The 21,616-nt window shown below is 54.3% G+C and carries 17 protein-coding genes; all 17 read left to right on the top strand.

Going from position 1 to position 21,616, the window contains the following annotated elements:
* The first annotated feature begins 499 nt into the window (after window positions 1–499).
* Window positions 500–958, top strand: coding sequence for a division/cell wall cluster transcriptional repressor MraZ (gene mraZ, locus JW499_RS13660; protein ID WP_205211127.1), 459 nt, complete (start codon window positions 500–502; stop codon window positions 956–958).
* Window positions 959–976: 18 nt separating this feature from the next.
* Entirely contained in the window at window positions 977–1,915 is a 939-nt protein-coding gene (rsmH, locus tag JW499_RS13665) for a 16S rRNA (cytosine(1402)-N(4))-methyltransferase RsmH (RefSeq protein ID WP_205211128.1), read from the top strand.
* Complete coding sequence (gene ftsL, locus JW499_RS13670) at window positions 1,912–2,262, top strand: cell division protein FtsL (RefSeq protein ID WP_205211129.1); 351 nt, start codon at window positions 1,912–1,914, stop codon at window positions 2,260–2,262. Before rsmH ends, ftsL begins: the two co-directional genes overlap by 4 nt.
* Window positions 2,252–3,967, top strand: a complete 1,716-nt coding sequence (locus JW499_RS13675) for a peptidoglycan D,D-transpeptidase FtsI family protein (protein WP_205211130.1) — start codon at window positions 2,252–2,254, stop codon at window positions 3,965–3,967. Before ftsL ends, JW499_RS13675 begins: the two co-directional genes overlap by 11 nt.
* Entirely contained in the window at window positions 3,964–5,457 is a 1,494-nt protein-coding gene (locus tag JW499_RS13680; protein ID WP_205211131.1) for a UDP-N-acetylmuramoyl-L-alanyl-D-glutamate--2,6-diaminopimelate ligase, read from the top strand. The genes JW499_RS13675 and JW499_RS13680 overlap by 4 nt, the downstream gene beginning before the upstream one ends.
* Complete coding sequence (locus JW499_RS13685) at window positions 5,454–6,842, top strand: UDP-N-acetylmuramoyl-tripeptide--D-alanyl-D-alanine ligase (protein ID WP_205211132.1); 1,389 nt, start codon at window positions 5,454–5,456, stop codon at window positions 6,840–6,842. The genes JW499_RS13680 and JW499_RS13685 overlap by 4 nt, the downstream gene beginning before the upstream one ends.
* On the top strand, window positions 6,842–7,924 hold the full coding sequence (mraY, locus tag JW499_RS13690; protein ID WP_205211133.1) for a phospho-N-acetylmuramoyl-pentapeptide-transferase: 1,083 nt from the start codon (window positions 6,842–6,844) through the stop codon (window positions 7,922–7,924). The genes JW499_RS13685 and mraY overlap by 1 nt, the downstream gene beginning before the upstream one ends.
* Window positions 7,925–7,934: 10 nt before the next feature.
* Window positions 7,935–9,287, top strand: coding sequence for a UDP-N-acetylmuramoyl-L-alanine--D-glutamate ligase (gene murD, locus JW499_RS13695; RefSeq protein ID WP_205211134.1), 1,353 nt, complete (start codon window positions 7,935–7,937; stop codon window positions 9,285–9,287).
* 2 nt (window positions 9,288–9,289) lie between these two features.
* Window positions 9,290–10,483 carry a putative lipid II flippase FtsW gene (gene ftsW / locus JW499_RS13700; RefSeq protein ID WP_232846404.1) on the top strand — a complete coding sequence of 398 codons (1,194 nt, stop codon included), beginning with the start codon at window positions 9,290–9,292 and terminating at the stop codon, window positions 10,481–10,483.
* Entirely contained in the window at window positions 10,470–11,570 is a 1,101-nt protein-coding gene (gene murG / locus JW499_RS13705) for an undecaprenyldiphospho-muramoylpentapeptide beta-N-acetylglucosaminyltransferase (RefSeq protein ID WP_205211136.1), read from the top strand. Before ftsW ends, murG begins: the two co-directional genes overlap by 14 nt.
* A gap of 35 nt (window positions 11,571–11,605) precedes the next feature.
* On the top strand, window positions 11,606–13,012 hold the full coding sequence (murC, locus tag JW499_RS13710) for a UDP-N-acetylmuramate--L-alanine ligase (protein ID WP_232846411.1): 1,407 nt from the start codon (window positions 11,606–11,608) through the stop codon (window positions 13,010–13,012).
* The gene (locus JW499_RS13715) at window positions 13,012–13,956 is read left to right on the top strand and encodes a D-alanine--D-alanine ligase (protein ID WP_205211138.1); all 945 of its coding nucleotides are present in this window, start codon (window positions 13,012–13,014) and stop codon (window positions 13,954–13,956) included. Before murC ends, JW499_RS13715 begins: the two co-directional genes overlap by 1 nt.
* 3 nt (window positions 13,957–13,959) lie before the next feature.
* A complete protein-coding gene (locus tag JW499_RS13720; protein WP_205211139.1) occupies window positions 13,960–14,931 on the top strand; it encodes a cell division protein FtsQ/DivIB in 972 nt (323 codons plus the stop codon).
* Entirely contained in the window at window positions 14,912–16,183 is a 1,272-nt protein-coding gene (ftsA, locus tag JW499_RS13725) for a cell division protein FtsA (RefSeq protein WP_408627313.1), read from the top strand. The genes JW499_RS13720 and ftsA overlap by 20 nt, the downstream gene beginning before the upstream one ends.
* Before the next feature lie 173 nt (window positions 16,184–16,356).
* On the top strand, window positions 16,357–17,553 hold the full coding sequence (gene ftsZ, locus JW499_RS13730) for a cell division protein FtsZ (protein WP_205211140.1): 1,197 nt from the start codon (window positions 16,357–16,359) through the stop codon (window positions 17,551–17,553).
* 134 nt (window positions 17,554–17,687) lie between these two features.
* On the top strand, window positions 17,688–18,602 hold the full coding sequence (gene lpxC, locus JW499_RS13735) for a UDP-3-O-acyl-N-acetylglucosamine deacetylase (RefSeq protein WP_205211141.1): 915 nt from the start codon (window positions 17,688–17,690) through the stop codon (window positions 18,600–18,602).
* Window positions 18,603–18,790: 188 nt separating this feature from the next.
* A complete protein-coding gene (gene secA / locus JW499_RS13740) occupies window positions 18,791–21,526 on the top strand; it encodes a preprotein translocase subunit SecA (RefSeq protein WP_205211142.1) in 2,736 nt (911 codons plus the stop codon).
* Window positions 21,527–21,616: the final 90 nt, after the last annotated feature.

The raw sequence follows: 21,616 nt of genomic DNA on the forward strand, positions 1-21,616 counted from the left end.
TATCGGCGAACGCTACAATTTTTTCATGCGATGAATGATTATCCACGACAGCTCTCAAGAAAAGCTCATGGCGTATCGGCGAACGCTACAATTTTTTCATGGATGAATGATTGTCCACGACAACTCTCAAGAAAAGCTCAGGGCTTATCGTCGAGCGCTACATTTTATATTCCTTCCTGTTAAGGGAGGGTTGTCCTTTGTTCCGCATTTCTATCGTTGATCTGTTGTGTCTCCTGTTTATTTCTTTTTTTTCATCTTGCCAGTGATCTCGTTTGTGATTGGTAGGTGTTCAATTTTTTAACTCTCTGTTATTCAAACGGTTTTTATCCGGCACTTTCGCTCTCCGCTTTTCTGTATTTGCCTCACTAATAATCCGTCGCTTTATAAGCTTGTTTCGGGGAGTTTCTCCCTTGCAAACCTGTAGGTTAATTTCTATAGTGTGCACTAGTGGGAAAATGTGGGTAATTGTGGATTAATCTGGTTTCCGGGAGCGCTATTTTTGTTTTTCAGGGGTGTTAATCCAATCAATCTGGATGCCAAGGGCCGTATGGCCATACCGGCACGCTACCGTGAAGCGATCACGGAGCACTGCTGTGGGCATCTGGTTGCTACGATTGACACCGAAGAGCGCTGTCTGTTGCTTTACCCGCTGGCTGAATGGGAGGAGATTCAGGCGAAGATAGAGGCTTTGCCCAGTTTTAATCCCGCTGCCCGGCGTATTCAGCGCTTGCTGATAGGCCATGCGACTGATCTGGATATGGATGGTAATGGCCGGTTGCTATTGCCAGCCCCACTGCGCGAGTACGCGGAGCTTAATAAAAAGATCGTCCTGCTGGGGCAGGGAAATAAGTTTGAAATATGGAGCGAAGAGCGCTGGATGGCGACCCGCGAAGAGTATCTCGCAGAAGCCGATGGTGGTGCTGAACTGCCAGAAGAGTTACAGAATTTATCACTTTAAACCGACAGGGGTTAGCACATGAGTGCAGAGTATAAACATATCACGGTGCTGCTGAATGAGGCTGTGGATACCCTGGTTGAAGATCCGGATGGCTTTTATATCGATGGCACCTTTGGCCGGGGTGGTCATTCTGCACTGGTGTTGAGCCGCTTGTCAGCGCAGGGGCAACTGATGGGGATTGATAAGGATCCTGAAGCGATAGCCTGCGCCGCAGAACGATTTGGTGATGACCCGCGTTTCAGTATTGAGCGGGGCTCATTTGCTCAGTTGGAGGCGTTTGTTCGTCAGCGTGGGCTGGCGGGAAAGGTTGATGGTGTATTGCTGGATCTGGGGGTTTCATCTCCCCAGCTTGATGATCCGAATCGGGGATTCAGTTTCATGGCTGATGGTCCGCTGGATATGCGGATGAACCCGGATGTGGGCGAGAGCGCGGCCGAGTGGCTTGCGCATGCCGCAGAGAAAGAGATTGCTGATGTGCTCTATACCTACGGTGAAGAGCGTCACTCCAGACGGATGGCCCGGGCTATTGTGAATGAGCGGGAGCAGGAACCGATCGTGACCACCGGCCGGCTGGCGAAAATTATTACAGAGGCTAACCCCGCATGGGAAAAAGGGAAAAACCCAGCCACCCGTGCTTTTCAGGGGATCCGGATCTTTATTAACCGGGAGCTGGAAGACCTGGAAGACTGTCTCGATCAGGCGCTGGAGGTGTTAAAGCCCGGTGGGCGACTGGTAGTAATCAGTTTTCACTCTCTGGAAGACCGGATTGTAAAGCGCTTTATCCGCAAGTATGTCAAGGGCGATGAGCATCTGCCGCCGGGTATTCCGGTGACCGATGATATGTTGAATATCCGCCTGAAAGCGGTGGGTAAAGCGGTCAAAGCCGGGCGGGAAGAGGTGTCGGATAATCCCCGTTCACGCAGTGCCGTTATGCGGGTAGCGAAAAAAGTACGATGAAACTGGGAGTGACGCTGCCTGGATGGCTGAGAACCCGGGATGAGCAACCGATTGATGATGTGATAGCGCCTGTCGAGTTGGTTAAGCCAGGGCTGATGTTGTTCTGCATGATTGCTCTGGTGGTGGTGTCATCGTTGATGGTGATCTGGTCGGCACATCAGTACCGGGTCTTATTTAACCAGCAGCAGGAGCTGGTACAGCAGTGGGATGAGTTGCAGGTTGAATGGGGGCAACTACTACTTGAACAGGGGACTCTGGCCGCGAATAACCGGGTTGAGTCAGTGGCAATTAAACGCCTGGGAATGCGTATTCCTGAGCAGGTTGAGGTGATCAGAGATGAGCGATGAGCAGGACTTTCAAGCTCGTGCTGCAAGGGGCTGGCGCTTATGGCTGGTGTTTTTGCTGCTGTTGCTGATCGCGGCTGCGGTGGCGGGTAAGATGCTGTCACTGAATGTGCAGGAGCAAGCGTTTCTGAAGCAGCAGGGGGATGCCCGGGTTCTGCGTACTGCGGTGATTCCGGCCCACCGGGGGATGATCAGTGATCGCAACGGTCTGCCGTTGTCTGTCAGTGCACCTGTTTCAACGGTGTGGATGAACCCCAAAGAGTTTGATCTGCATAACGCTTCGATCAGTAAACTGACGACGCTGATCGACAGCACTAAAACCGACCTGTTGAAGCGGGTAGCACAGTCTCGAGACAAGCAGTTTATCTATCTGAAACGGCAGATGACGCCTGCTCAGGCTGAGCAGATTGAAGATCTGCACATGCCAGGTGTCTATGTAGATCGTGAATATAAACGCTTCTACCCTGCTGCAGAGGTTGCCACGCATCTGGTGGGCTTTACCAGTGTTGACGGGGTTGGTCAGGAAGGCATTGAACTGGCGTTTGAGGACTGGTTGCAGGGTGTACCGGGCAAAAAACTGGTGATGCGGGATCTGCTCGGTCGGACGGTTAAACATATCCGCGAGTTGGAACCGATGGTGCAGGGTAAAGATCTGCAGCTAAGTATCGATCTGCGGTTGCAGTATCTGGCATATCGGGAGCTGAAAGCTGCAGTGCAGGCCCATAAAGCAGATTCAGCGGCGATGGTAGTGCTTGATGTGCATACCGGTGAAGTGCTGGCGATGGTCAACCAGCCCTCTTACAACCCGAATGATCGCAGCAATCTCGGCAGTGATATGAAGTCGCTGCGTAACCGGGCGGTGACCGACACCTTTGAACCGGGGTCTACCATGAAACCGCTGACCATCGCGGCGGCATTGATGAGTGGTAAGTATACCCCTGACAGTGTGATTGATACCTCGCCTGGCTATATCCGGGTGAAGGGGAATACGATCCGTGACCACCGAAACTATGGTGAGCTGGATCTGGGCCGGATTATTACCAAATCCAGTAACGTTGGTGTTACTAAGCTGGCGTTGAGCATGCATGGGGATGCTGTGCGTAATGTTTTTCAGAATGTCGGGCTGGGGCAGGTGCCGGGTACCGGTTTTCCTGGCGAGCAGCCGGGCGTATTACCCTATTTATCTGAACGACAGCAGGTAGAACGTGCCACGATGGCTTATGGCTATGGTCTCTCTGTAACCCCATTGCAACTGGCACAGGCGTATCTGCCATTCGCCACCGGTGGGCTGGTGCGCCATGTATCGCTGCTGAAGCTTGACCGGCCTGAACCCGGCACCCGGGTGATGCCGGAAAAGGTCGCCCGGGAGGTGCTGGAGATGATGGAAACCGTAACCCAGGCTGGTGGTACCGGACGCCGGGCTGCCATCGACGGATACCGGGTCGCGGGTAAGACTGGCACCGTGCATAAAGTTGGCACCGGCGGCTATGCGGATGATCAGTATGTATCCATTTTTGCCGGTGTCGCGCCGGTGGATAACCCTGAAATCGTCGCAGTGGTCATGGTGGATAATCCGAAAGGGCAGGAGTATTACGGCGGTGAAGTGGCCGCCCCGCTGTTTTCGCGGGTGGTCGGTGGCGCTCTGCGCATGTTGAATGTGGCGCCGGATAACTGGCAGCCAGTGCAGACACAGATGGTGATGAAATGAGCCGGGTCAGTTTTCATCTGGCTGAGTTGTTGCCGCAACTGGCTGGTAGTGATCTGGCACAGCTGGAGATCGGCGGTATCTGTCAGGATAGCCGTCAGGTGAAACCGGGTGATCTGTTTTTTGCCCGTAATGGTGTGAACCATAAAGGGATCGATTTTGTTTGCTCCGCTGCAGCAGAAGGGGCAGTTGCTGCGATTGTTGATGACGCAGAACTGGCTGCAGCGGACTCTATTGATGTGACTATCCCGCTGATCGGTGTAACGGATGTTGCGGCACTGATTGGCGAGGTAGCTTCACGTTTCTTTGGGGAACCCTCTCTTCATATGCGGGTGGTGGGTGTCACCGGCACCAACGGTAAAACCTCCAGCGCGCACTATATCGCCCAGTTGCTGCAGGGCTGTGGCGAGGTATGCGGCCTGATAGGGACCGTGGGGAATGGTTTGCTGGGGCAGCTCAGGGAGTCAACCCATACTACGCCGGATGCTATTGGTGTGCATCGCCTGCTGGCTGAACTGCGCAGTGAAGGGGCAACTGCCGTCGTGATGGAGGTATCCAGTCACGCACTGGATCAGCAGCGAATCAGCGGCGTGCACTTCAGTGCGGCAGGGTTTACTAATCTGTCGCGGGACCACCTGGATTACCATGGTGATATGGACAGCTACGGGGCGGCAAAAGCCCGGTTGTTTTTCGAGATGGAGATTGATCATCAGGTGGTGAATGCCGATGACGCTTTTGGCGCAACGATTCTGGCACGTAAAGATGGTCAGGACCGGATCGGTTTTGGCGAGTCTGAACGGGCGGCAGTACGAGCCACTGGAGTGATATTGTCGGCCAGCGGAATTGTCGCCCGGATTGAGACCGGGCAGGGAACCTTTGCGCTGGATACTGGTCTGATCGGCCGCTTCAATCTGAGTAACCTGCTACTGGCCATCGCTATCACCGAGCAGATGGGTTATCCGCAGGAGAAAATAGAGCGCGCATTGCAGCACCTGACACCGGTGGCTGGACGGATGCAACGGGTATCCCGTCAGACACCTCTGGTGGTAGTGGATTATGCCCACACGCCGGATGCGCTGGAAAAAGCCCTTGAAGCCCTGCGGAGTCATTGCCAGGGGCAGCTCTGCTGTGTGTTTGGCTGCGGCGGTGACCGGGATACCGGCAAAAGAGCGCAGATGGCGCAGGTGGCGGAGCGACTGGCTGACCGTATTCTGGTCACCAGTGATAACCCCCGCACAGAGGATCCGCAGCAGATTATACAAATGATTATGGCAGGCTTTAGCGGCAGCGCCTCTGTGACCTGTGAAGCAGACCGCAAACGGGCGATTGAACAGGCGATTGCGCTGCTGCAACCAGACGATATTTTATTGATCGCCGGAAAAGGGCATGAAAACTATCAGGATATACAAGGGGTGAAGATGCCGTTCGATGACCTGGCGGTTGCCAGAGAGGCATTAGCCAGACCGGCTGCTAAACAGGAGCGTTCCCAATGAACGGTCCGTTCAGTCTGAGTGAGCTGGCCCCAGCACTGTCAGCCCGTCTGATTGGCGGAAGCTGCGAGGTGCTGGGGGTGAGCACTGATACACGCCATATTGGCAGTGGTGATCTTTTTATCGCCTTGCGGGGTGAACACTTTGACGCCCACAACTTTGTAAAACAGGCGGTCGCTGAGGGTGCGGTTGCGGTAGTGGTTGAGCATGAGGTCGATGTTGATGTGCCTCAGTTGGTGGTCAGTAATACCCGTATGGCGCTGGGCAATATCGCTGCCTATAACCGTCAACGGTTCAACGGTTCGATGTTTGCCGTGACTGGCAGTAGTGGCAAAACCACCGTAAAAGAGATGCTCGCGTCTATTAACCGGCTTCGGGGACAGACTCTGGCAACCCAGGGCAATCTGAACAACGATATAGGTGTTCCTCTGACGCTGTTAAGGCTGTCAGCCGGTGATCGTTATGGGGTGATTGAGATGGGCGCCAGCGGTGCCCATGAGATCGCCTATAGCACCCAGCTGACCCGGCCGGATGTGGCGATTCTGAATAATGCCTTTGGTGCTCACCTGGAAGGGTTTGGCTCCCTCAGAGGCGTGGTGCTGGCGAAAGCGGAAATTTTCGAAGGACTATCTGATAGTGGCACGGCAGTGGTTAACCTGGATGATCCCCATGCTGATATCTGGCTGGGCATGTTGCAACAGCAGCCGCTGATGACCTTTTCAGTAGAGCGCAGTGAGGCGTCTGTGTTTGCCTCAGATATCTTTTTACAGAGCAACGGCTGTTATGCCTTCAAACTGAACTATCAGGGGCAACAGTATCCAGTCAGTCTGGCTGTAATGGGGTGGCATAATATTGCCAACGCGCTGGCCGCCGCGGCCGCAGTACTGGCCGATGGCTGCCCGCCTGAGACTGCGGCGCAGGGACTGGGGCAATGCCAGGCCGTTGCGGGGCGGATGCGTCCGATTCAGTCAGACGGCTCCACCCTGATTATTGATGACAGCTATAACGCCAACCCTGATGCGGTGAAGGCGGCACTCAATACGCTGTCTGAGCTGACTGGTGAAAAGGTGGTGGTGCTGGGTGATATGGGCGAGCTGGGTGACGGCGCAGAGGAGCAACACCGGCAACTGGGAGCGTTTGCAGCTAGTCGGCCAATTGACCTGCTGTTGACGTGCGGTGCCCTCAGCGCCGCGACCCATGCAGGGTTTAATGCCGCCGGAGGCAAAAAAGCAGAACACTTTGCTGATAAAGCCGCTCTGCTCAGCTATCTGCAACAGCTACCATCGCGTCCGCGCACGGTTCTGGTAAAAGGCTCCCGCAGTGCGGGGATGGATCAAATTGTAACTGGCCTGACGAATACAGGCTCTACCGATGGGGGTAGTCACTGATGTTATTGCTTCTGGCCAACTGGCTGGCTGAATATAACAGTTTTTTCTCCGTATTCAGCTATCTGACGTTGCGCGGAATTCTTGGCGTGCTGACGGCACTGGCGATCTCGCTATTGCTGGGGCCTGCGCTGATCCGCAAGCTGAAAAGCAAGCAGATTGGTCAGACGGTGCGTAGCGATGGGCCCGAATCCCATTTCAGTAAGGCGGGAACGCCAACAATGGGTGGCGCTCTGATAATCCTGGCGATTATGATCAGTAGCCTGCTGTGGTCTGATCTGAGTAACCGATACACCTGGATCGTTCTGGGGGTGACCTTTATCTTTGGCGCTGTTGGCTGGGTCGATGACTACCGGATGGTGATCGAGAAGAGTTCACGGGGATTACCGGCGCGCTGGAAATATTTCTGGCAATCGGTTGGTGGCCTGGGAGCCGCCATCGTGCTTTATATCACCGCCCATGGCCCCGCAGAGACACAACTGATTATCCCGATCTTTAAAGATGTTGCCATCGAGATGGGGGTGTTCTTTATCGTCTTCACCTACTTCGTCATTGTGGGGACCTCAAATGCAGTTAACCTGACCGATGGTCTGGATGGTCTGGCCATTCTGCCCACCGTGCTGGTTGCCGGTGCGCTGGGGTTCTTTGCCTATCTGGGGGGGAACGTCAATTTTGCCAGCTATCTGCATATACCCTACATCGCGGGCTCCGGTGAGCTGATTATTATCTGTGGTTCGATTGTCGGGGCCGGCCTCGGGTTTCTCTGGTTTAACGCCTATCCCGCTCAGGTGTTTATGGGGGATGTGGGCGCGCTTGCGCTGGGCGCTGCGCTCGGTGTTATCGCCGTTATTGTTCGTCAGGAGCTGGTGCTGATGATTATGGGCGGGGTGTTTGTCATTGAGACGGTATCGGTGATTCTCCAGGTAGCATCATTCAAGCTGACCGGACGGCGGATCTTTCGCATGGCACCGCTGCATCACCATTTTGAACTGAAAGGCTGGCCGGAACCCCGCGTTATTGTGCGGTTCTGGATTATTACTGTGGTGCTGGTTCTGATCGGATTGGCAACCCTGAAAATACGTTAACGGAGCGATTGTGAGCCTGATAGCAACAGATCAACTGCGGATTATTATCGGTCTTGGACAGACCGGGCTGTCCTGCGCCCGTTATCTGGCACGTAAAGGTGTTCCGTTTGTTCTGGTTGATACCCGTGATGCGCCGCCCAATCTTGACCTGATTCGCTCAGAGTTTCCAGCGACAGAGTTGCATTGCGGCCCACTGGATCAGCAACTGCTGTGTCGGGCGGGCGAAATTCTGCTGAGTCCCGGAGTCGCTAAGGATCAGCCCGCGATTCAGGCTGCCGTTGCCGCCGGGGTAAAACTCAGTGGTGATATTGATCTGTTCTGTCAGGCGGTTACCGCCCCGATCGTTGCGATCACCGGTTCCAATGCCAAAAGTACGGTAACCACGCTGGTCGGGCAGATGGCGCTGGATGCCGGTATTGATACTGGTATTGGCGGCAATCTGGGAACGCCGGTACTGGATATGCTGGTGGGGGGCGAACAGCAGCTCTATGTTCTGGAACTGTCGAGTTTTCAGCTGGAGACCGTCAATGATCTGCGGGCAGCGGCGGCAACGGTGCTCAATGTCAGCCCTGACCATCTGGACCGTTACAGCAACAGCCTGCAACAGTATTACCAGGCGAAGCACCGTATATTTAAGGGGGCCGCAAACGTTATTGTCAATCGTGATGACCCGCTGACATCCCCCCTGGTGAGCAGCAGTGTTAACGTCTCCAGTTTTGGTCTGGGGCGCCCCGATCTTAACCAGTTTGGTTTACTGGAACAGCAGGGTGAGTTGTACCTGGCCCGGGGCCTGAAACCCTTGCTGGCGATCAGTGAACTGAAAATTCAGGGGCAACACAATATCGCCAATGCGCTGGCGTCGCTGGCGCTGGGGGAGGCGGCCGGTATCCCGCTGGAGTCGATGTTGCACACTCTGAAAAACTTTACCGGCCTGAAACATCGTTGTCAGTGGGTTGATGATAAGGGGGGCGTGGCCTTCTTTAATGACAGTAAAGGCACCAACGTGGGGGCTACGGTCGCTGCAATTAACGGGCTGGCGGCAACCCTGGCCCCAGGTAATAAAATTGTGCTGATTGCTGGTGGCGTTGGCAAAGGGGCTGATTTTAGTGATCTGAACCAGCCGTTGCAGCAAGCGGGGCGGGCTCTGGTGCTGATCGGACAGGATGGTGGGCTGATTGATCAGGCGGTCAGTTGCCTGCCCGGGCAGTACGCTGCCACGATGCCGGAGGCGGTTTCACTGGCTGCCCGTCTGGCCCGGCCCGGTGATATCGTACTTCTGTCTCCTGCCTGCGCCAGCTTTGATATGTTCAGCGGTTTTCCGGCCCGGGGTGATGCCTTTGTTGAGTCGGTGGAGGCGCTATGAATATGGCTGCCACTGTCCCAGTCACTGCCCGTAACCGGGTGCTGCCATTCGATCCGCTGTTTGTCAGTGCGGTGCTCTGTCTGATCCTGATCGGCTTTGTGATGATCAGTTCCGCTTCGATTGAGGTGGCCGCGGTGCGTAACAATAATCCGTTCTTCTATATGATTCGCCACGGTGTATTTATTCTGCTGGGGCTAGCAGCGGCGATTGTTGTACTGAGAATTCCAATCAGCTTCTGGCAGCGCAGTGGCCCCTGGTTGTTGCTGGTAGGCTTTATATTGCTGGTACTGGTGCTGGCCGTGGGCCGGGAGATCAACGGTTCGGTTCGCTGGATCTCTCTGGGGCCGGTAAACCTTCAGGCATCAGAGGTGGCCAAGTTTGCCATGGTGATCTATCTGGCCGGTTATCTGGTGCGGCGACTGACCGAGGTCAGAAGCAGCTGGAAGGGGATAGCCAAGCCAGCGCTGCCACTGGCTTTTTTTGTCTTTCTGATGATTCTTGAACCTGACTTCGGTGCTGCTGTGGTATTGATGGGCAGTGTGATGGGGATGATCTTTCTTGGCGGGATGAAGTTCAGTCAGTTTGCCCTGATTGTGATCGGTTGTGCCGTTGTGATCCCCTCACTGGCGATGCTTCAGCCCTACCGGGTGGTGCGTTTGAAAACCTTCCTTGATCCCTGGGCCGATCCGTTTGGTTCTGGCTATCAACTGGCGCAGGCGCAGATCGCTTTTGGCCGGGGCGACTGGTTTGGCGAAGGACTGGGCAACAGCGTTCAGAAGCTGTTCTATCTGCCTGAAGCGCATACTGATTTTGTGTTCTCCGTTCTCGCCGAAGAGATGGGGCTGGTGTTTGCACTGCTGGTGGTATGCCTTTACGGCCTGATCGCCGTGCGCATGTTTCGTATCGGTCGCAGAGCGGAAAAACTACAGCAGTTTTTTATGGCCTATCTCTCCTATGGCTTCGCCATCATGCTGACAGGTCAGGCGCTGATCAATATCGGAGTTAATGTGGGGGCATTGCCAACTAAAGGGCTGACCCTGCCACTGGTGAGCTACGGCGGCAGTAGTCTGGTGGTCAGCTGTGTCATGATCGCTATCGTGATGCGGGTTGATTACGAGTTGAAAAGGTTGCTGGCGGATGCTCCGGCTACGGCAAAGCAGCGAAAAAAGACAGCGGGCGCTGATGATGAAAAATAATCGCACAGTACTGATTATGGCAGGCGGCACTGGTGGTCATGTGTTTCCTGCACTGGCGACTGCTGACTGTCTGCGTCATCAAGGTGTGTCTGTCGAGTGGCTGGGGACTGCAGCGGGTATCGAGGCCGATGTTGTTCCCGCTGCGGATATCCGCTTGCACTGTATCGATGTAAAAGGTTTGCGGGGTAAGGGGAAGTTAAGCTTACTGATGGCACCCTTGCGGTTGCTGCACGCTTTATATCAGGCGCTGGTTGTGTTGCGCCGGGTTAAACCTGACATGGTGTTGGGGATGGGTGGTTTTGCTTCGGGGCCTGGCGGACTGGCCGCCTGGCTGACCGGGGTTCCGGTTGTAGTGCATGAGCAGAATGCCTGTGCCGGAATGACCAATAAAATTCTGGCACGGATGGCCCGGCGGGTGCTTGAGGCGTTTGGCGGCGCATTTCGCGGCAAATTTACAACCACCGTTGTGGGTAATCCGGTGCGCGGCGATATTCTCAATCTGCCCGCACCCGAACAACGCTTTGAGGGACGCCAGGGACCTGTTCGCTTGCTGGTGGTGGGGGGCAGCCTGGGGGCGACCGCCATCAATGAGTTGCTTCCCGCGGTTTTAAGCCAGTTGCCAGATAGCTGTGAGCTGGAGGTTTTGCACCAGGTGGGTAAGCGGAATCTGTCGCAGACTCAGGCGCTGTATCAGGCGGCTGGACTTGCTGAGCGGGAAACGATCCGGGTGGTGCCCTTCATTGAGCGGATGGATGAAGCTTACGGCTGGGCAGATCTGGTGCTGTGCCGGTCAGGCGCATTGACAGTCAGCGAACTGAGCATTGCCGGGGTGGCCTCTGTACTGGTGCCTTTTCCCTTTGCGGTGGATGATCATCAGACGGGAAATGCCCGGTTTCTGGCTGAAGCGGGCGCTGCGATTCTGGTGCAGCAGAAAGATCTGGATCGGGACCGGCTGATCAATATTTTGACAGAGCAGCTGAATGACCGGCAGGTGCTGTTAGAGATGGCGCAGAAAGCGCGTCAACTGGGACAACCTGACGCCAGTCAAACGGTAGCCGATATCTGTCTGGAGGTAATGAAAAAGTGACTGAGAATACGACAGAAGTTTATGAAGTACCTGAGATGCGGCGTATTCGCAGAATCCACTTTGTGGGTATTGGCGGCGTGGGTATGTGCGGTATTGCTGAGGTTTTGCTTAACCAGGGATACCAGATCTCCGGTTCAGATATTAAAACTTCAGCCGCCACGGAACGGTTACAGAAAATGGGCGCAGAGATCTTTATCGGACACCTTGCGGAGAATATTACCGCCGCCAATGTGGTGGTCACCTCCACGGCGGTTCGGGATGATAACCCGGAGGTGAGCGCAGCCCGCGAACGACGTATTCCTATTGTACGTCGTGCCGAGATGTTGGCCGAACTGATGCGCTATCGTCATGGTATTGCGGTGGCAGGCACCCATGGTAAGACCACCACCACCAGTTTGCTGGCATCGGTGATGGCAGAAGCCAACCTTGATCCTACCTTTGTGATTGGCGGGCGGCTGAATAGTGCCGGAACCAACGCGAAGCTGGGCGGCAGCCGCTATCTGGTCGCTGAAGCAGATGAGAGTGATGCTTCCTTCCTCCATTTGCAACCGATGGTGGCGATTGTCACCAATATCGATGCCGATCATATGGACACCTATGGGGGGGACTTTGGCAAGCTGAAGCAGACCTTTATCGACTTCCTGCATAACCTGCCGTTCTATGGACTTGCGGTGTTGTGCACCGATGACCCGGTTGTCAAAGAGATTATTGCCGATGTCGGCCGGCCAGTTGTCACCTACGGGTTTAATAGCGAGGCGGATTACCGCGCAGAAAATATCGTTCAGAACGGCTTGAAAACCCGTTTCACGGCTAAACGGCCAGATGGACGGGACGATCTGCAGGTGACACTGAATATGCCCGGCAGACATAACGTCCTGAACGCTCTGGCTACCATCGCGGTAGCGACTGATGAAGGGATCGATGATCAGTCGATCTGCCATGCGTTGCAAACGTTTGAGGGGGTTGGTCGCCGCTTTCAGGTGCTGGGCGAGATTCCGGTTAAGGGCGGCACGGCGATGCTGGTGGATGACTATGGTCACCACCCCCGTGAGGTTCAGGCAACGATCCGTGCTGTGAAAGAGGGATGGCCGGATAAGCGTCTGGTGATGATCAATCAGCCCCATCGTTATACCCGTACCCGGGATCTTTATGAGGATTTTGTCCAGGTACTGTCTGAAGCGGATGTGCTGCTGTTGATGGAGGTTTTTGCTGCGGGTGAAGAGCCGATAGCAGGGGCCGACAGTCGCAGTTTGTGTCGAAGTATCCGTCAGCGGGGCAGTGTTGATCCGGTGTTTGTTGAGTCTGTCGCTGCGGTGCCCGGACTGTTACACAACCTGCTGCAGCCGGGAGATCTGCTACTGACTCAGGGCGCGGGAAATATCACCGCTCTGGCACATGAGCTTTCCAAACTTGATCTGACTGTGGCGGCGGAGGCAGATTGATGACGAATTTTATGATTAGTGCGCAGGAGCGTAGCCAGTTTGGCCGGGTTGCGGTGCTTTATGGTGGTTCTTCGGCGGAGCGCAGTATCTCCCTGAAAAGTGGTGCAGAGGTGTTGCGAGGATTGTTGCAGGCCAATGTTGATGCCTTTGGTATCGATCTCTGTGCTGAGGGTGCCGACCCGCTGCAGCAGTTGCAAAACGCTGAATTTGACCGGGCGTTTCTGATTCTGCACGGCCGTGGTGGCGAAGATGGCACGATCCAGGGAGTGCTGGAGATCATGGGTAAACCCTATACTGGCAGTGGTGTTATGGCGTCAGCCCTGGGGATGGATAAGGTTAAGTGTAAGCAGATCTGGAGTGCTGCAGGTCTGCCAACCCCGGCCTATGTCGTACCAGATGAAAACTCAGATCTGCAGCAGATCGCAGATCAGCTTGGTTTTCCAATGATTGTTAAGCCTGCCCATGAAGGGTCCAGCATCGGTATGAGTAAGGTCGACAATGCCGGGGCGTTAGCACAGGCGATTGGTGCGGCCCGGCAGTTCGATCGGGCTGTACTGGTTGAAAGCTGGATCAGTGGTCCTGAATTTACCATTGCGGTCCTGAATGGCCAGGCGCTGCCGGTTATTCGTCTGGAAACACCCCATGAGTTTTATGACTTTGACGCCAAATATCAGGCCAGTGATACCCAGTACCACTTTGATAACGAGCTGGCAGCGAATCAGGAAACTGAGCTCAAACATCTGGCAGAACAGGCGTTTGATATGGTCGGCTGCAGTGGCTGGGGACGGGTTGATGTAATGCTTGATCAGCAACGGGGCTTTCAGTTGCTGGAGGTGAATACGCTTCCGGGGATGACCGATCACAGCCTGGTACCGATGGCTGCCCGGGAAGCGGGTATCAGCTTTGAGGAGCTGGTGGTCACCATTCTGCGGGGGAGCCTCTGAAGCATGTTAAAAAAACTGTTTTCACAGGCTGAACAGCAAGCGGAGCCGCCTAAAAGGGGAGCTTCTGCCACTGTTCACAGGAAAACAGAACCCCGTGGCGCTAAAAAACGCTTCTGGAGATCGGAACGGTCTGCGGTTGCCGATGAGCGTCTGCTGAAGCAGAAAAGCAAAGCGTCCGCTGATGGGACAGAACGTGAGCCGCTGGCCGCGACAGAGGAGACTGCGCGCTGGCATGGTATTGATGGTGACTGGTGGATCAAACCCGCCACCATACTGACGGCACTGGCGGTGTTTATTGCCCTGGGTAATTACTGCTACAGCTCGCTCTATCACTGGCTGGATCAGCCGGTAGAGTGGGTTACTTTTGAGGGGAATACAGAACATCTGGACCGGACGCAGCTGGCGGCCAGCTCCGTTGCCCTGATGAAGGGGGGGCTGCTGAGCGCCGATCTGGACGCGGTTAAGGCGGGTATACAGAAGAACCCCTGGGTGTATCAGGTGGGAGTGAGTCGGCGCTGGCCTGCCTCCCTCTACCTGCAAATAAAAGAGGAGGTTCCGGTTGCCCGCTGGGGAGATGATGCTCTGTTGAATCATGAGGGGGATATTTTCTGGCCCGATCAGGTCGCCCGATACAGCACTCTGCCGCTATTGACAGGGCCTTCCGGTAATACTGCGATGATGATGTCGGAGTATTACGATCTGAATCAGATGCTGCGCAACGCCGGCCTGCAGCTGGTTGAGCTGAAACTGGAAGCGCGGGGGGCCTGGACCCTGATGCTGAATAACGGCATTAAAGTTGTGGTGGGACGGGACCAGGTGGTGGCCAGACTGGAACGGTTTCTGACGGTCTATCAGCAGCGATTGCAGGCGGAAGCTGACGCCGGGCGGATAGAACAGATCGATATTCGATATAACAACGGCATTGCCGTTAAGTGGCGCCCTGAGGCGGCCACAGATGAACAACAAAAAGGTTGATACTGTGAATATGGCGATGAAGCCTGGAAATAATATGATCGTGGCACTGGATATAGGCACCTCGAAAGTGGTGTGTCTGGTGGGCGAGGTTGGCCTGGATGGCACGATCGATATCGTTGGTATTGGCTCCCATGAGTCGCGGGGGCTGAAGCGGGGTGTGGTGGTGAATATCGAATCCACCGTGCACTCCATTCAGCGGGCCGTGGAAGAGGCCGAGCTGATGGCGGGCTGCAAGATCCACTCGGTGACCGTGGGGGTCGCCGGCAGCCATATCAACAGCATGAACTCCCACGGCATCGTTGCCGTTCGCGACGGTGAAGTGATGGAGCATGATCTGGAGCGGGTGATTGATGCGGCCCGGGCGGTGGCGATTCCAGCGGATCAGAAAATTCTGCATATCCTGCCGCAGGAGTATGTCATCGATAACCAGGAGGGCATTCGCGAACCGCTGGGGATGTCCGGAGTGCGACTGGAAGCCAAAGTGCATCTGGTGACCGGCGCGGTGAATGCGGTGCAGAACATTGAGAAGTGCGTTAAGCGCTGTGGTCTGGCGGTGGACAACGCGGTGCTGGAACAACTGGCATCCAGTTATTCGGTATTGACCGAGGATGAGAAAGAGCTGGGTGTCTGCATGGTGGATATGGGGGGCGGCACCACCGATATCGCTATCTTCACCGGCGGCGCGATCCGCCATACCGCGGTGATCCCGATTGCCGGTGACCAGGTGACCAACGATATTGCCATGGCGCTGCGCACACCGACGCCCCATGCGGAAGAGATCAAGATCAAGTACGCCTGTGCGCTGGCTCAGCTGGCCAGTGCCGAGGACACCATCAAGGTGCCCAGTGTCGGTGATCGTCCGGCGCGGGACTTATCCCGTCAGGCGCTGGCAGAGGTGGTTGAGCCGCGCTATGACGAACTGTTCACCCTGGTGCAGGCGGAACTGCGTCGCAGCGGTTTTGAAGATCTGGTGGCCGCGGGGATAGTACTGACCGGGGGCACGGCGAAGATGGAAGGGGCGGTGGAACTGGCGGAAGAGATCTTCCATATGCCGGTGCGACTGGCGTTGCCAAAAGGGGTGCGGGGCATGGGGGATATCCTTAACAGCCCGATCTACGCCACCGGCATCGGTCTGTTGCAATACGCCAAACAGGATATTCAGCATCTGGGTGAAGCGGTAGTGGTTGAAGATGTGATAGAGCGACCTAATGTACTGAACCGGATGAAAGCCTGGTTCCAGGGGAACTTCTGATGAGTTACTAACTGAAATTCGACGCAGACAGAGAGGTCGCGTAAGACAAGTTTAGTGGGGCAGAGTATTAACCCCGGTGATTGATGTGTTCACAGGATGTGACAGACAGCAATGAAACAGAACGCAACAAAAAAACAGGTGCGGGTTGGGCACTGAACCTGGAGGGAAGGGATATGTTTGAACTAGTTAATAATATCGCACAGAACGCTGTCATTAAGGTGATTGGCGTCGGTGGTGGCGGTGGTAATGCCGTACAGCACATGGTCTCATCGGATGTTGATGGAGTTGAGTTTATCTGTGCCAATACCGATGCTCAGGCGCTCAACAATATGGGCTCACGCAGTGTTCTGCAACTGGGTGGCGAAATCACCAAGGGGCTGGGTGCGGGGGCCAATCCGGATATCGGTCGTCAGGCGGCTCTGGAGGATCGTGATCAGATTGTTGAGATGCTCAGCGGTGCAGATATGGTGTTTATCACCGCCGGCATGGGAGGCGGTACCGGTACCGGTGCAGCGCCTGTTGTGGCTCAGGTGGCTAAAGAGCTGGGTATTCTCACTGTTGCTGTAGTGACCAAGCCGTTCCCGTTCGAGGGTAAGAAGCGGATGCTGATCGCCGATCAGGGGATCAAAGAGCTGTCCGAGCATGTTGACTCGCTGATTATCGTGCCCAACGAAAAACTGCTGCAGGTACTGGGCAAAAACTGCACCCTGATGAAAGCGTTCGATGAAGCGAATGATGTCCTTAAAGGGGCGGTGCAGGGGATCTCTGATCTGATTATCCGTCCGGGAATGATCAACGTCGACTTTGCTGACGTGCGTACGGTGATGTCAGAGATGGGTACCTCGATGATGGGGACCGGCATGGCACGGGGTGAAAACCGGGCGATTGAAGCGGCTGAAGCGGCTGTTCGCAGTCCGTTGCTGGAAGATGTCGATCTGATGGGGGCCCGGGGTATTCTGGTGAATATCACCGCCGGTCTGGATCTCGGCCTGGGTGAGTTCAGCGATGTGGGTCAGGTGATCGAAGAGTTTGCTTCTGATAATGCCATTGTTGTGGTGGGCACCGTTATCGATCCGGAAATGGTGGATGATATTAAGGTGACCGTCGTGGCGACCGGCCTGCAGAGAGCGAAGCAGGAAGATTCCACGGTTAAGGTGGTCAGCAACAACCGTAAACCCGATGGTCAGCTTGATCTGAATCAGCTGGAGCTGCCCGCAGTACACCGGCGTAAGGCAGACCATATCAGCGCTGAAAAAAATAGAGTGCCACACAGGGAACTTTCCGGAAATCAGGAGTCGAAGAGTGGCACACAAGGGGAAACTGAGACCTATCTGGACATCCCGACATTTCTGCGGCGTCAGGCGGATTAAGCAGTCCGCTGGAAAGCCTGATGTTGCAGGGGTTACGCGAATCAGTTATTGCTGATATAGCGGTATTTTTGTTAATATGGCGCGCTAATTCGCGACACACCAAAGAGACACACCAAAGAGCCTTGGCAGACAATATGATCGGACAACGTACATTACGGAACAGCATTAAAGCAACGGGCGTAGGCCTTCACACCGGTCAGAAAGTGTATCTGACTCTGAAGCCAGCGCCTGTGGATACCGGTATTGTGTTTCGTCGGGTGGATCTTGAGCCGGCTGTAGAGATCCACGCACGGGCAAAAAATGTAGGTGATACGACACTGTCGACCAATCTGCAGAAGGGCGATGTGCGCGTTTCCACCGTTGAACATCTGCTGTCGGCAATGGCCGGACTGGGGATTGATAATGCCTATGTAGAGCTGAGTGCCGAAGAGGTGCCGATTATGGATGGCAGTGCCGCGCCATTCGTTTTCCTGATTCAGTCTGCGGGTATCCAGGAGCAGAATGCGCCGAAGCAGTTTATCCGGATCAGGAAAGAGGTCACTGTTCAGATTGAGGACAAGATCGCTACCTTTAAACCGTTTAATGGTTTCAAGGTTGGCTTTACCATCGATTTTGATCACCCCGCTTTTGCTGACCGAAACATGGAAGCCAGTCTGGATTTTTCCAGCACCTCATTTGTAAAAGAGGTTAGCCGGGCCCGTACTTTTGGCTTTATGCGGGATATCGAATACCTCCGTGCTCAGAATCTGGCACTGGGTGGCAGCATGGATAATGCGATTGTGGTGGATGATTACCGCATCCTCAATGAGGATGGTCTGCGTTATGACGATGAATTTGTTAAGCATAAAGTGCTGGACGCGGTGGGTGATCTTTACCTGCTGGGCAAGAGTCTGATTGGTGAGTTTCACGGCTTTAAATCCGGCCACTATCTGAACAATCTGCTGCTGCGCAAACTACTGGAAACAGAGGATGCCTGGGAGATTGTAACCTTTGAGGGGCGCGAGCAAGCAGTGCCTATCTCATATCTGCAGCCAGCAGCGGTAAGCTGATTCGCATTAACAGGCTGAAAGCCGGACTCCAGAGTCCGGCTTTTTACTTTTTTTAAGGTCGATATATCCGCAAAAAAAATATCCCTATTGAGATTCAATTTGATGCCCCAATAGAGGTAGAATGTTGCGTTAATTTAATACTTTAACCGGCCTAAGACCGCCGCTTCTAACAGGTAAATAATCAGATTATGTTCACTTCGATGTTAAAGAAGGTTTTTGGTAGCAAAAACGAGCGTGTACTCAAACAGATGAGTAAGATCGTTAAACAGATCAATAGCTATGAAAGCGAAGTTGAACAACTCTCCGATGATGACCTGAAGGCGAAGACGGCGGAATTCAAGTCACGTCTTGAACAGAATGAATCCCTCGATGCGATTTTGCCGGAAGCTTTTGCGGTTGTCCGGGAAGCGTCACGGCGGGTGATGGGGATGCGTCACTTCGATGTGCAGATGATCGGTGGTATTACCCTGCATGAGGGTAAAGTTGCTGAGATGCGTACCGGTGAGGGTAAAACCCTGGTGGCAACGCTGCCGGTGTATCTCAACGCGCTGGCGGGGCGGGGGGTGCATGTTGTTACTGTCAACGACTACCTGGCCAGTCGTGATGCTGAGTGGATGCGCCCACTGTATGAGTTCCTGGGGCTGAGTGTGGGTGTGGTTCTGTCGGGACAGGATCCGCAAACCAAGCGGGATGCCTATCATGCTGATATCACTTACGGCACCAACAACGAGTTTGGCTTTGACTATCTGCGCGACAATATGGCGTTCAGTGTCGAGGATAAAGTTCAGCGGGATTTCTATTTTGCCGTGGTGGATGAGGTGGACTCCATCCTCATCGATGAGGCGCGTACCCCACTGATTATCTCCGGAGCGGCGGAAGACAGTTCAGAGATGTATCGCAAGATGAACACTCTGATTCCGGGGCTGGAAAAGTATGAGGGTGAGATCGATCCTAAAAGTGATGAAGCGATCGATGGCGATTTTGCGGTTGATGAGAAGAACCGTACTGTTGAGCTGACCGAGCGGGGCCATCAGCGGATTGAGGATATGCTCGCCAAAGAGGGGATCCTGGCAGAGGGCGAAAGCCTGTATGCGCCACAAAACCTGAGCCTGCTGCACCATGTTCTCGCAGCACTGCGGGCGCATAACCTGTTTCAGCGTGATGTAGATTACATCGTTCAGGACGGCGAAGTGGTGATTGTTGATGAGCATACCGGCCGTATTATGCCGGGACGCCGCTGGTCAGAAGGCTTGCATCAGGCGGTGGAGGCCAAAGAGGGCGTCCATATCAATCAGGAGAGCCAGACGCTGGCGTCGACGACCTTCCAGAACTATTTCCGTCTTTATGACAAACTCTCCGGTATGACCGGTACAGCGGACACCGAAGCGTTCGAGCTTAATCAGATCTATGGTCTGGATGTTGTGGTTATTCCGACTAACGTGCCGGTGGCCCGAATCGACTATAACGATCTGGTATTTCTCACTATCGAAGAGAAATATGAAGCTATCCTCAAAGAGATTGAACACTGCGTTGAAGAGAAACGTCCGGTGCTGGTGGGTACTGCATCGGTTGAGTCTTCTGAGCTGATCTCAGCATTTCTGAAGAAGAAAAAAATCCCCCACAATGTACTGAATGCCAAAAATCACGGTAAAGAGGCAGGGATTATTGCGGATGCCGGTCGTGCGGGGGCGGTGACAATCGCTACCAATATGGCGGGCCGGGGTACCGATATTGTGCTGGGTGGTAAGTTCGAGTCCGTTCTGGAGGGGATGGATAACCCGACTGAGGAACAGATTGCCGCGGCTAAAGCCGAGTGGCAGGCGCGGCATGATGCGGTGCTGGAAGCCGGTGGCTTGCATATTATTGGTACCGAGCGTCATGAATCACGCCGTATCGATAATCAGCTGCGGGGTCGTGCCGGTCGTCAGGGTGATAACGGTTCATCCCGTTTCTTCCTGTCACTGGAAGATGATCTGATGCGGATCTTTGCTTCCGACCGGGTACGTCAGTTTATGAAAGCCCTGGGAATGGAGAAGGGTGAAGCGATTGAGCATAAGATGGTCTCCAATGCGATCGAGAAAGCTCAGCGTAAAGTCGAGGGGCGCAACTACGATATCCGTAAGCAGCTGCTGGAATATGATGATGTTGCCAATGATCAGCGTCGTGCTGTGTATGATCAGCGCAATGAACTGATGGCCACTAATGATATTTCCGAGACTATCGAGGCGATTCGTGCTGAGGTGGTTGATAATGCGATCAGTGACTATATCAAGCCGCAGAGTCTGGAAGAGCAGTGGGATATCCCAGGTCTGGAAAAGCATCTGCAGTCTGAGTTTGGTCTGGAGATGCCGGTGCAGGAATGGCTGGATAAAGATGATACCTTGCATGAAGAGTCGCTACGTGAGCGCATTCTGCGGGATATCGTTGAGGATTATCAGGCCAAAGCGGCGATTGTCGGGGTAGAAAATATGCGCCTGTTTGAGAAACAGGTGATGTTGCAGGTGCTGGATACGCTGTGGAAAGAGCACCTGCAATCGATGGATATGCTGCGTCAGGGTATCCATCTGCGCGGCTATGCCCAGAAAAACCCGAAACAGGAGTATAAGCGTGAATCCTTTATCCTGTTTGAGCAGCTGCTGGAAAATATCAAGACCGATGTGATTAAGATCCTCAGTCACGTGCAGGTGCGACAGCCCGAAGAGATTGAAGAGATGGAGCGTCAGCGACGTGAACAGGCGGCGCAACAGCAGATGAATTTCCAGCACGACCAGTCCTCCGCGATGGCGGCTGATGAAGCCGGCGATGAGGAAGCCGTTGCCGGCGCAGAGCCTTTTGTTCGCGAAGGTAAGAAAGTGGGGCGTAATGATCCCTGTCCCTGTGGTTCCGGTAAAAAATATAAGCAGTGTCACGGTAAACTGAGCTGATCGCTAATATTGAGTATTTACCCTGATCTGGTGATTGATTAATACAGAGAAAGCAGCGAAGCTGCTTTCTTTTTGTCTATAGATTAATAA

Origin of the sequence: Amphritea pacifica, from assembly GCF_016924145.1 — a bacterium.
Classification (GTDB): Bacteria; Pseudomonadota; Gammaproteobacteria; order Pseudomonadales; family Balneatricaceae; genus Amphritea; species Amphritea pacifica.

What these genes read in the sequence shown, in the direction of transcription:
- rsmH (WP_205211128.1), top strand. Translation starts at nt 977, where the DNA reads ATGAGTGCAGAGTATAAACATATCACGGTGCTGCTGAATGAGGCTGTG.
- murC (WP_232846411.1), top strand. Translation starts at nt 11,606, where the DNA reads ATGCGGCGTATTCGCAGAATCCACTTTGTGGGTATTGGCGGCGTGGGT.
- JW499_RS13680 (WP_205211131.1), top strand. Translation starts at nt 3,964, where the DNA reads ATGAGCCGGGTCAGTTTTCATCTGGCTGAGTTGTTGCCGCAACTGGCT.
- ftsW (WP_232846404.1), top strand. Translation starts at nt 9,290, where the DNA reads ATGGCTGCCACTGTCCCAGTCACTGCCCGTAACCGGGTGCTGCCATTC.
- mraY (WP_205211133.1), top strand. Translation starts at nt 6,842, where the DNA reads ATGTTATTGCTTCTGGCCAACTGGCTGGCTGAATATAACAGTTTTTTC.
- JW499_RS13720 (WP_205211139.1), top strand. Translation starts at nt 13,960, where the DNA reads ATGTTAAAAAAACTGTTTTCACAGGCTGAACAGCAAGCGGAGCCGCCT.
- JW499_RS13675 (WP_205211130.1), top strand. Translation starts at nt 2,252, where the DNA reads ATGAGCGATGAGCAGGACTTTCAAGCTCGTGCTGCAAGGGGCTGGCGC.
- murG (WP_205211136.1), top strand. Translation starts at nt 10,470, where the DNA reads ATGATGAAAAATAATCGCACAGTACTGATTATGGCAGGCGGCACTGGT.
- ftsL (WP_205211129.1), top strand. Translation starts at nt 1,912, where the DNA reads ATGAAACTGGGAGTGACGCTGCCTGGATGGCTGAGAACCCGGGATGAG.
- ftsA (WP_408627313.1), top strand. Translation starts at nt 14,912, where the DNA reads ATGAACAACAAAAAGGTTGATACTGTGAATATGGCGATGAAGCCTGGA.
- ftsZ (WP_205211140.1), top strand. Translation starts at nt 16,357, where the DNA reads ATGTTTGAACTAGTTAATAATATCGCACAGAACGCTGTCATTAAGGTG.
- JW499_RS13715 (WP_205211138.1), top strand. Translation starts at nt 13,012, where the DNA reads ATGACGAATTTTATGATTAGTGCGCAGGAGCGTAGCCAGTTTGGCCGG.
- lpxC (WP_205211141.1), top strand. Translation starts at nt 17,688, where the DNA reads ATGATCGGACAACGTACATTACGGAACAGCATTAAAGCAACGGGCGTA.
- secA (WP_205211142.1), top strand. Translation starts at nt 18,791, where the DNA reads ATGTTCACTTCGATGTTAAAGAAGGTTTTTGGTAGCAAAAACGAGCGT.
- JW499_RS13685 (WP_205211132.1), top strand. Translation starts at nt 5,454, where the DNA reads ATGAACGGTCCGTTCAGTCTGAGTGAGCTGGCCCCAGCACTGTCAGCC.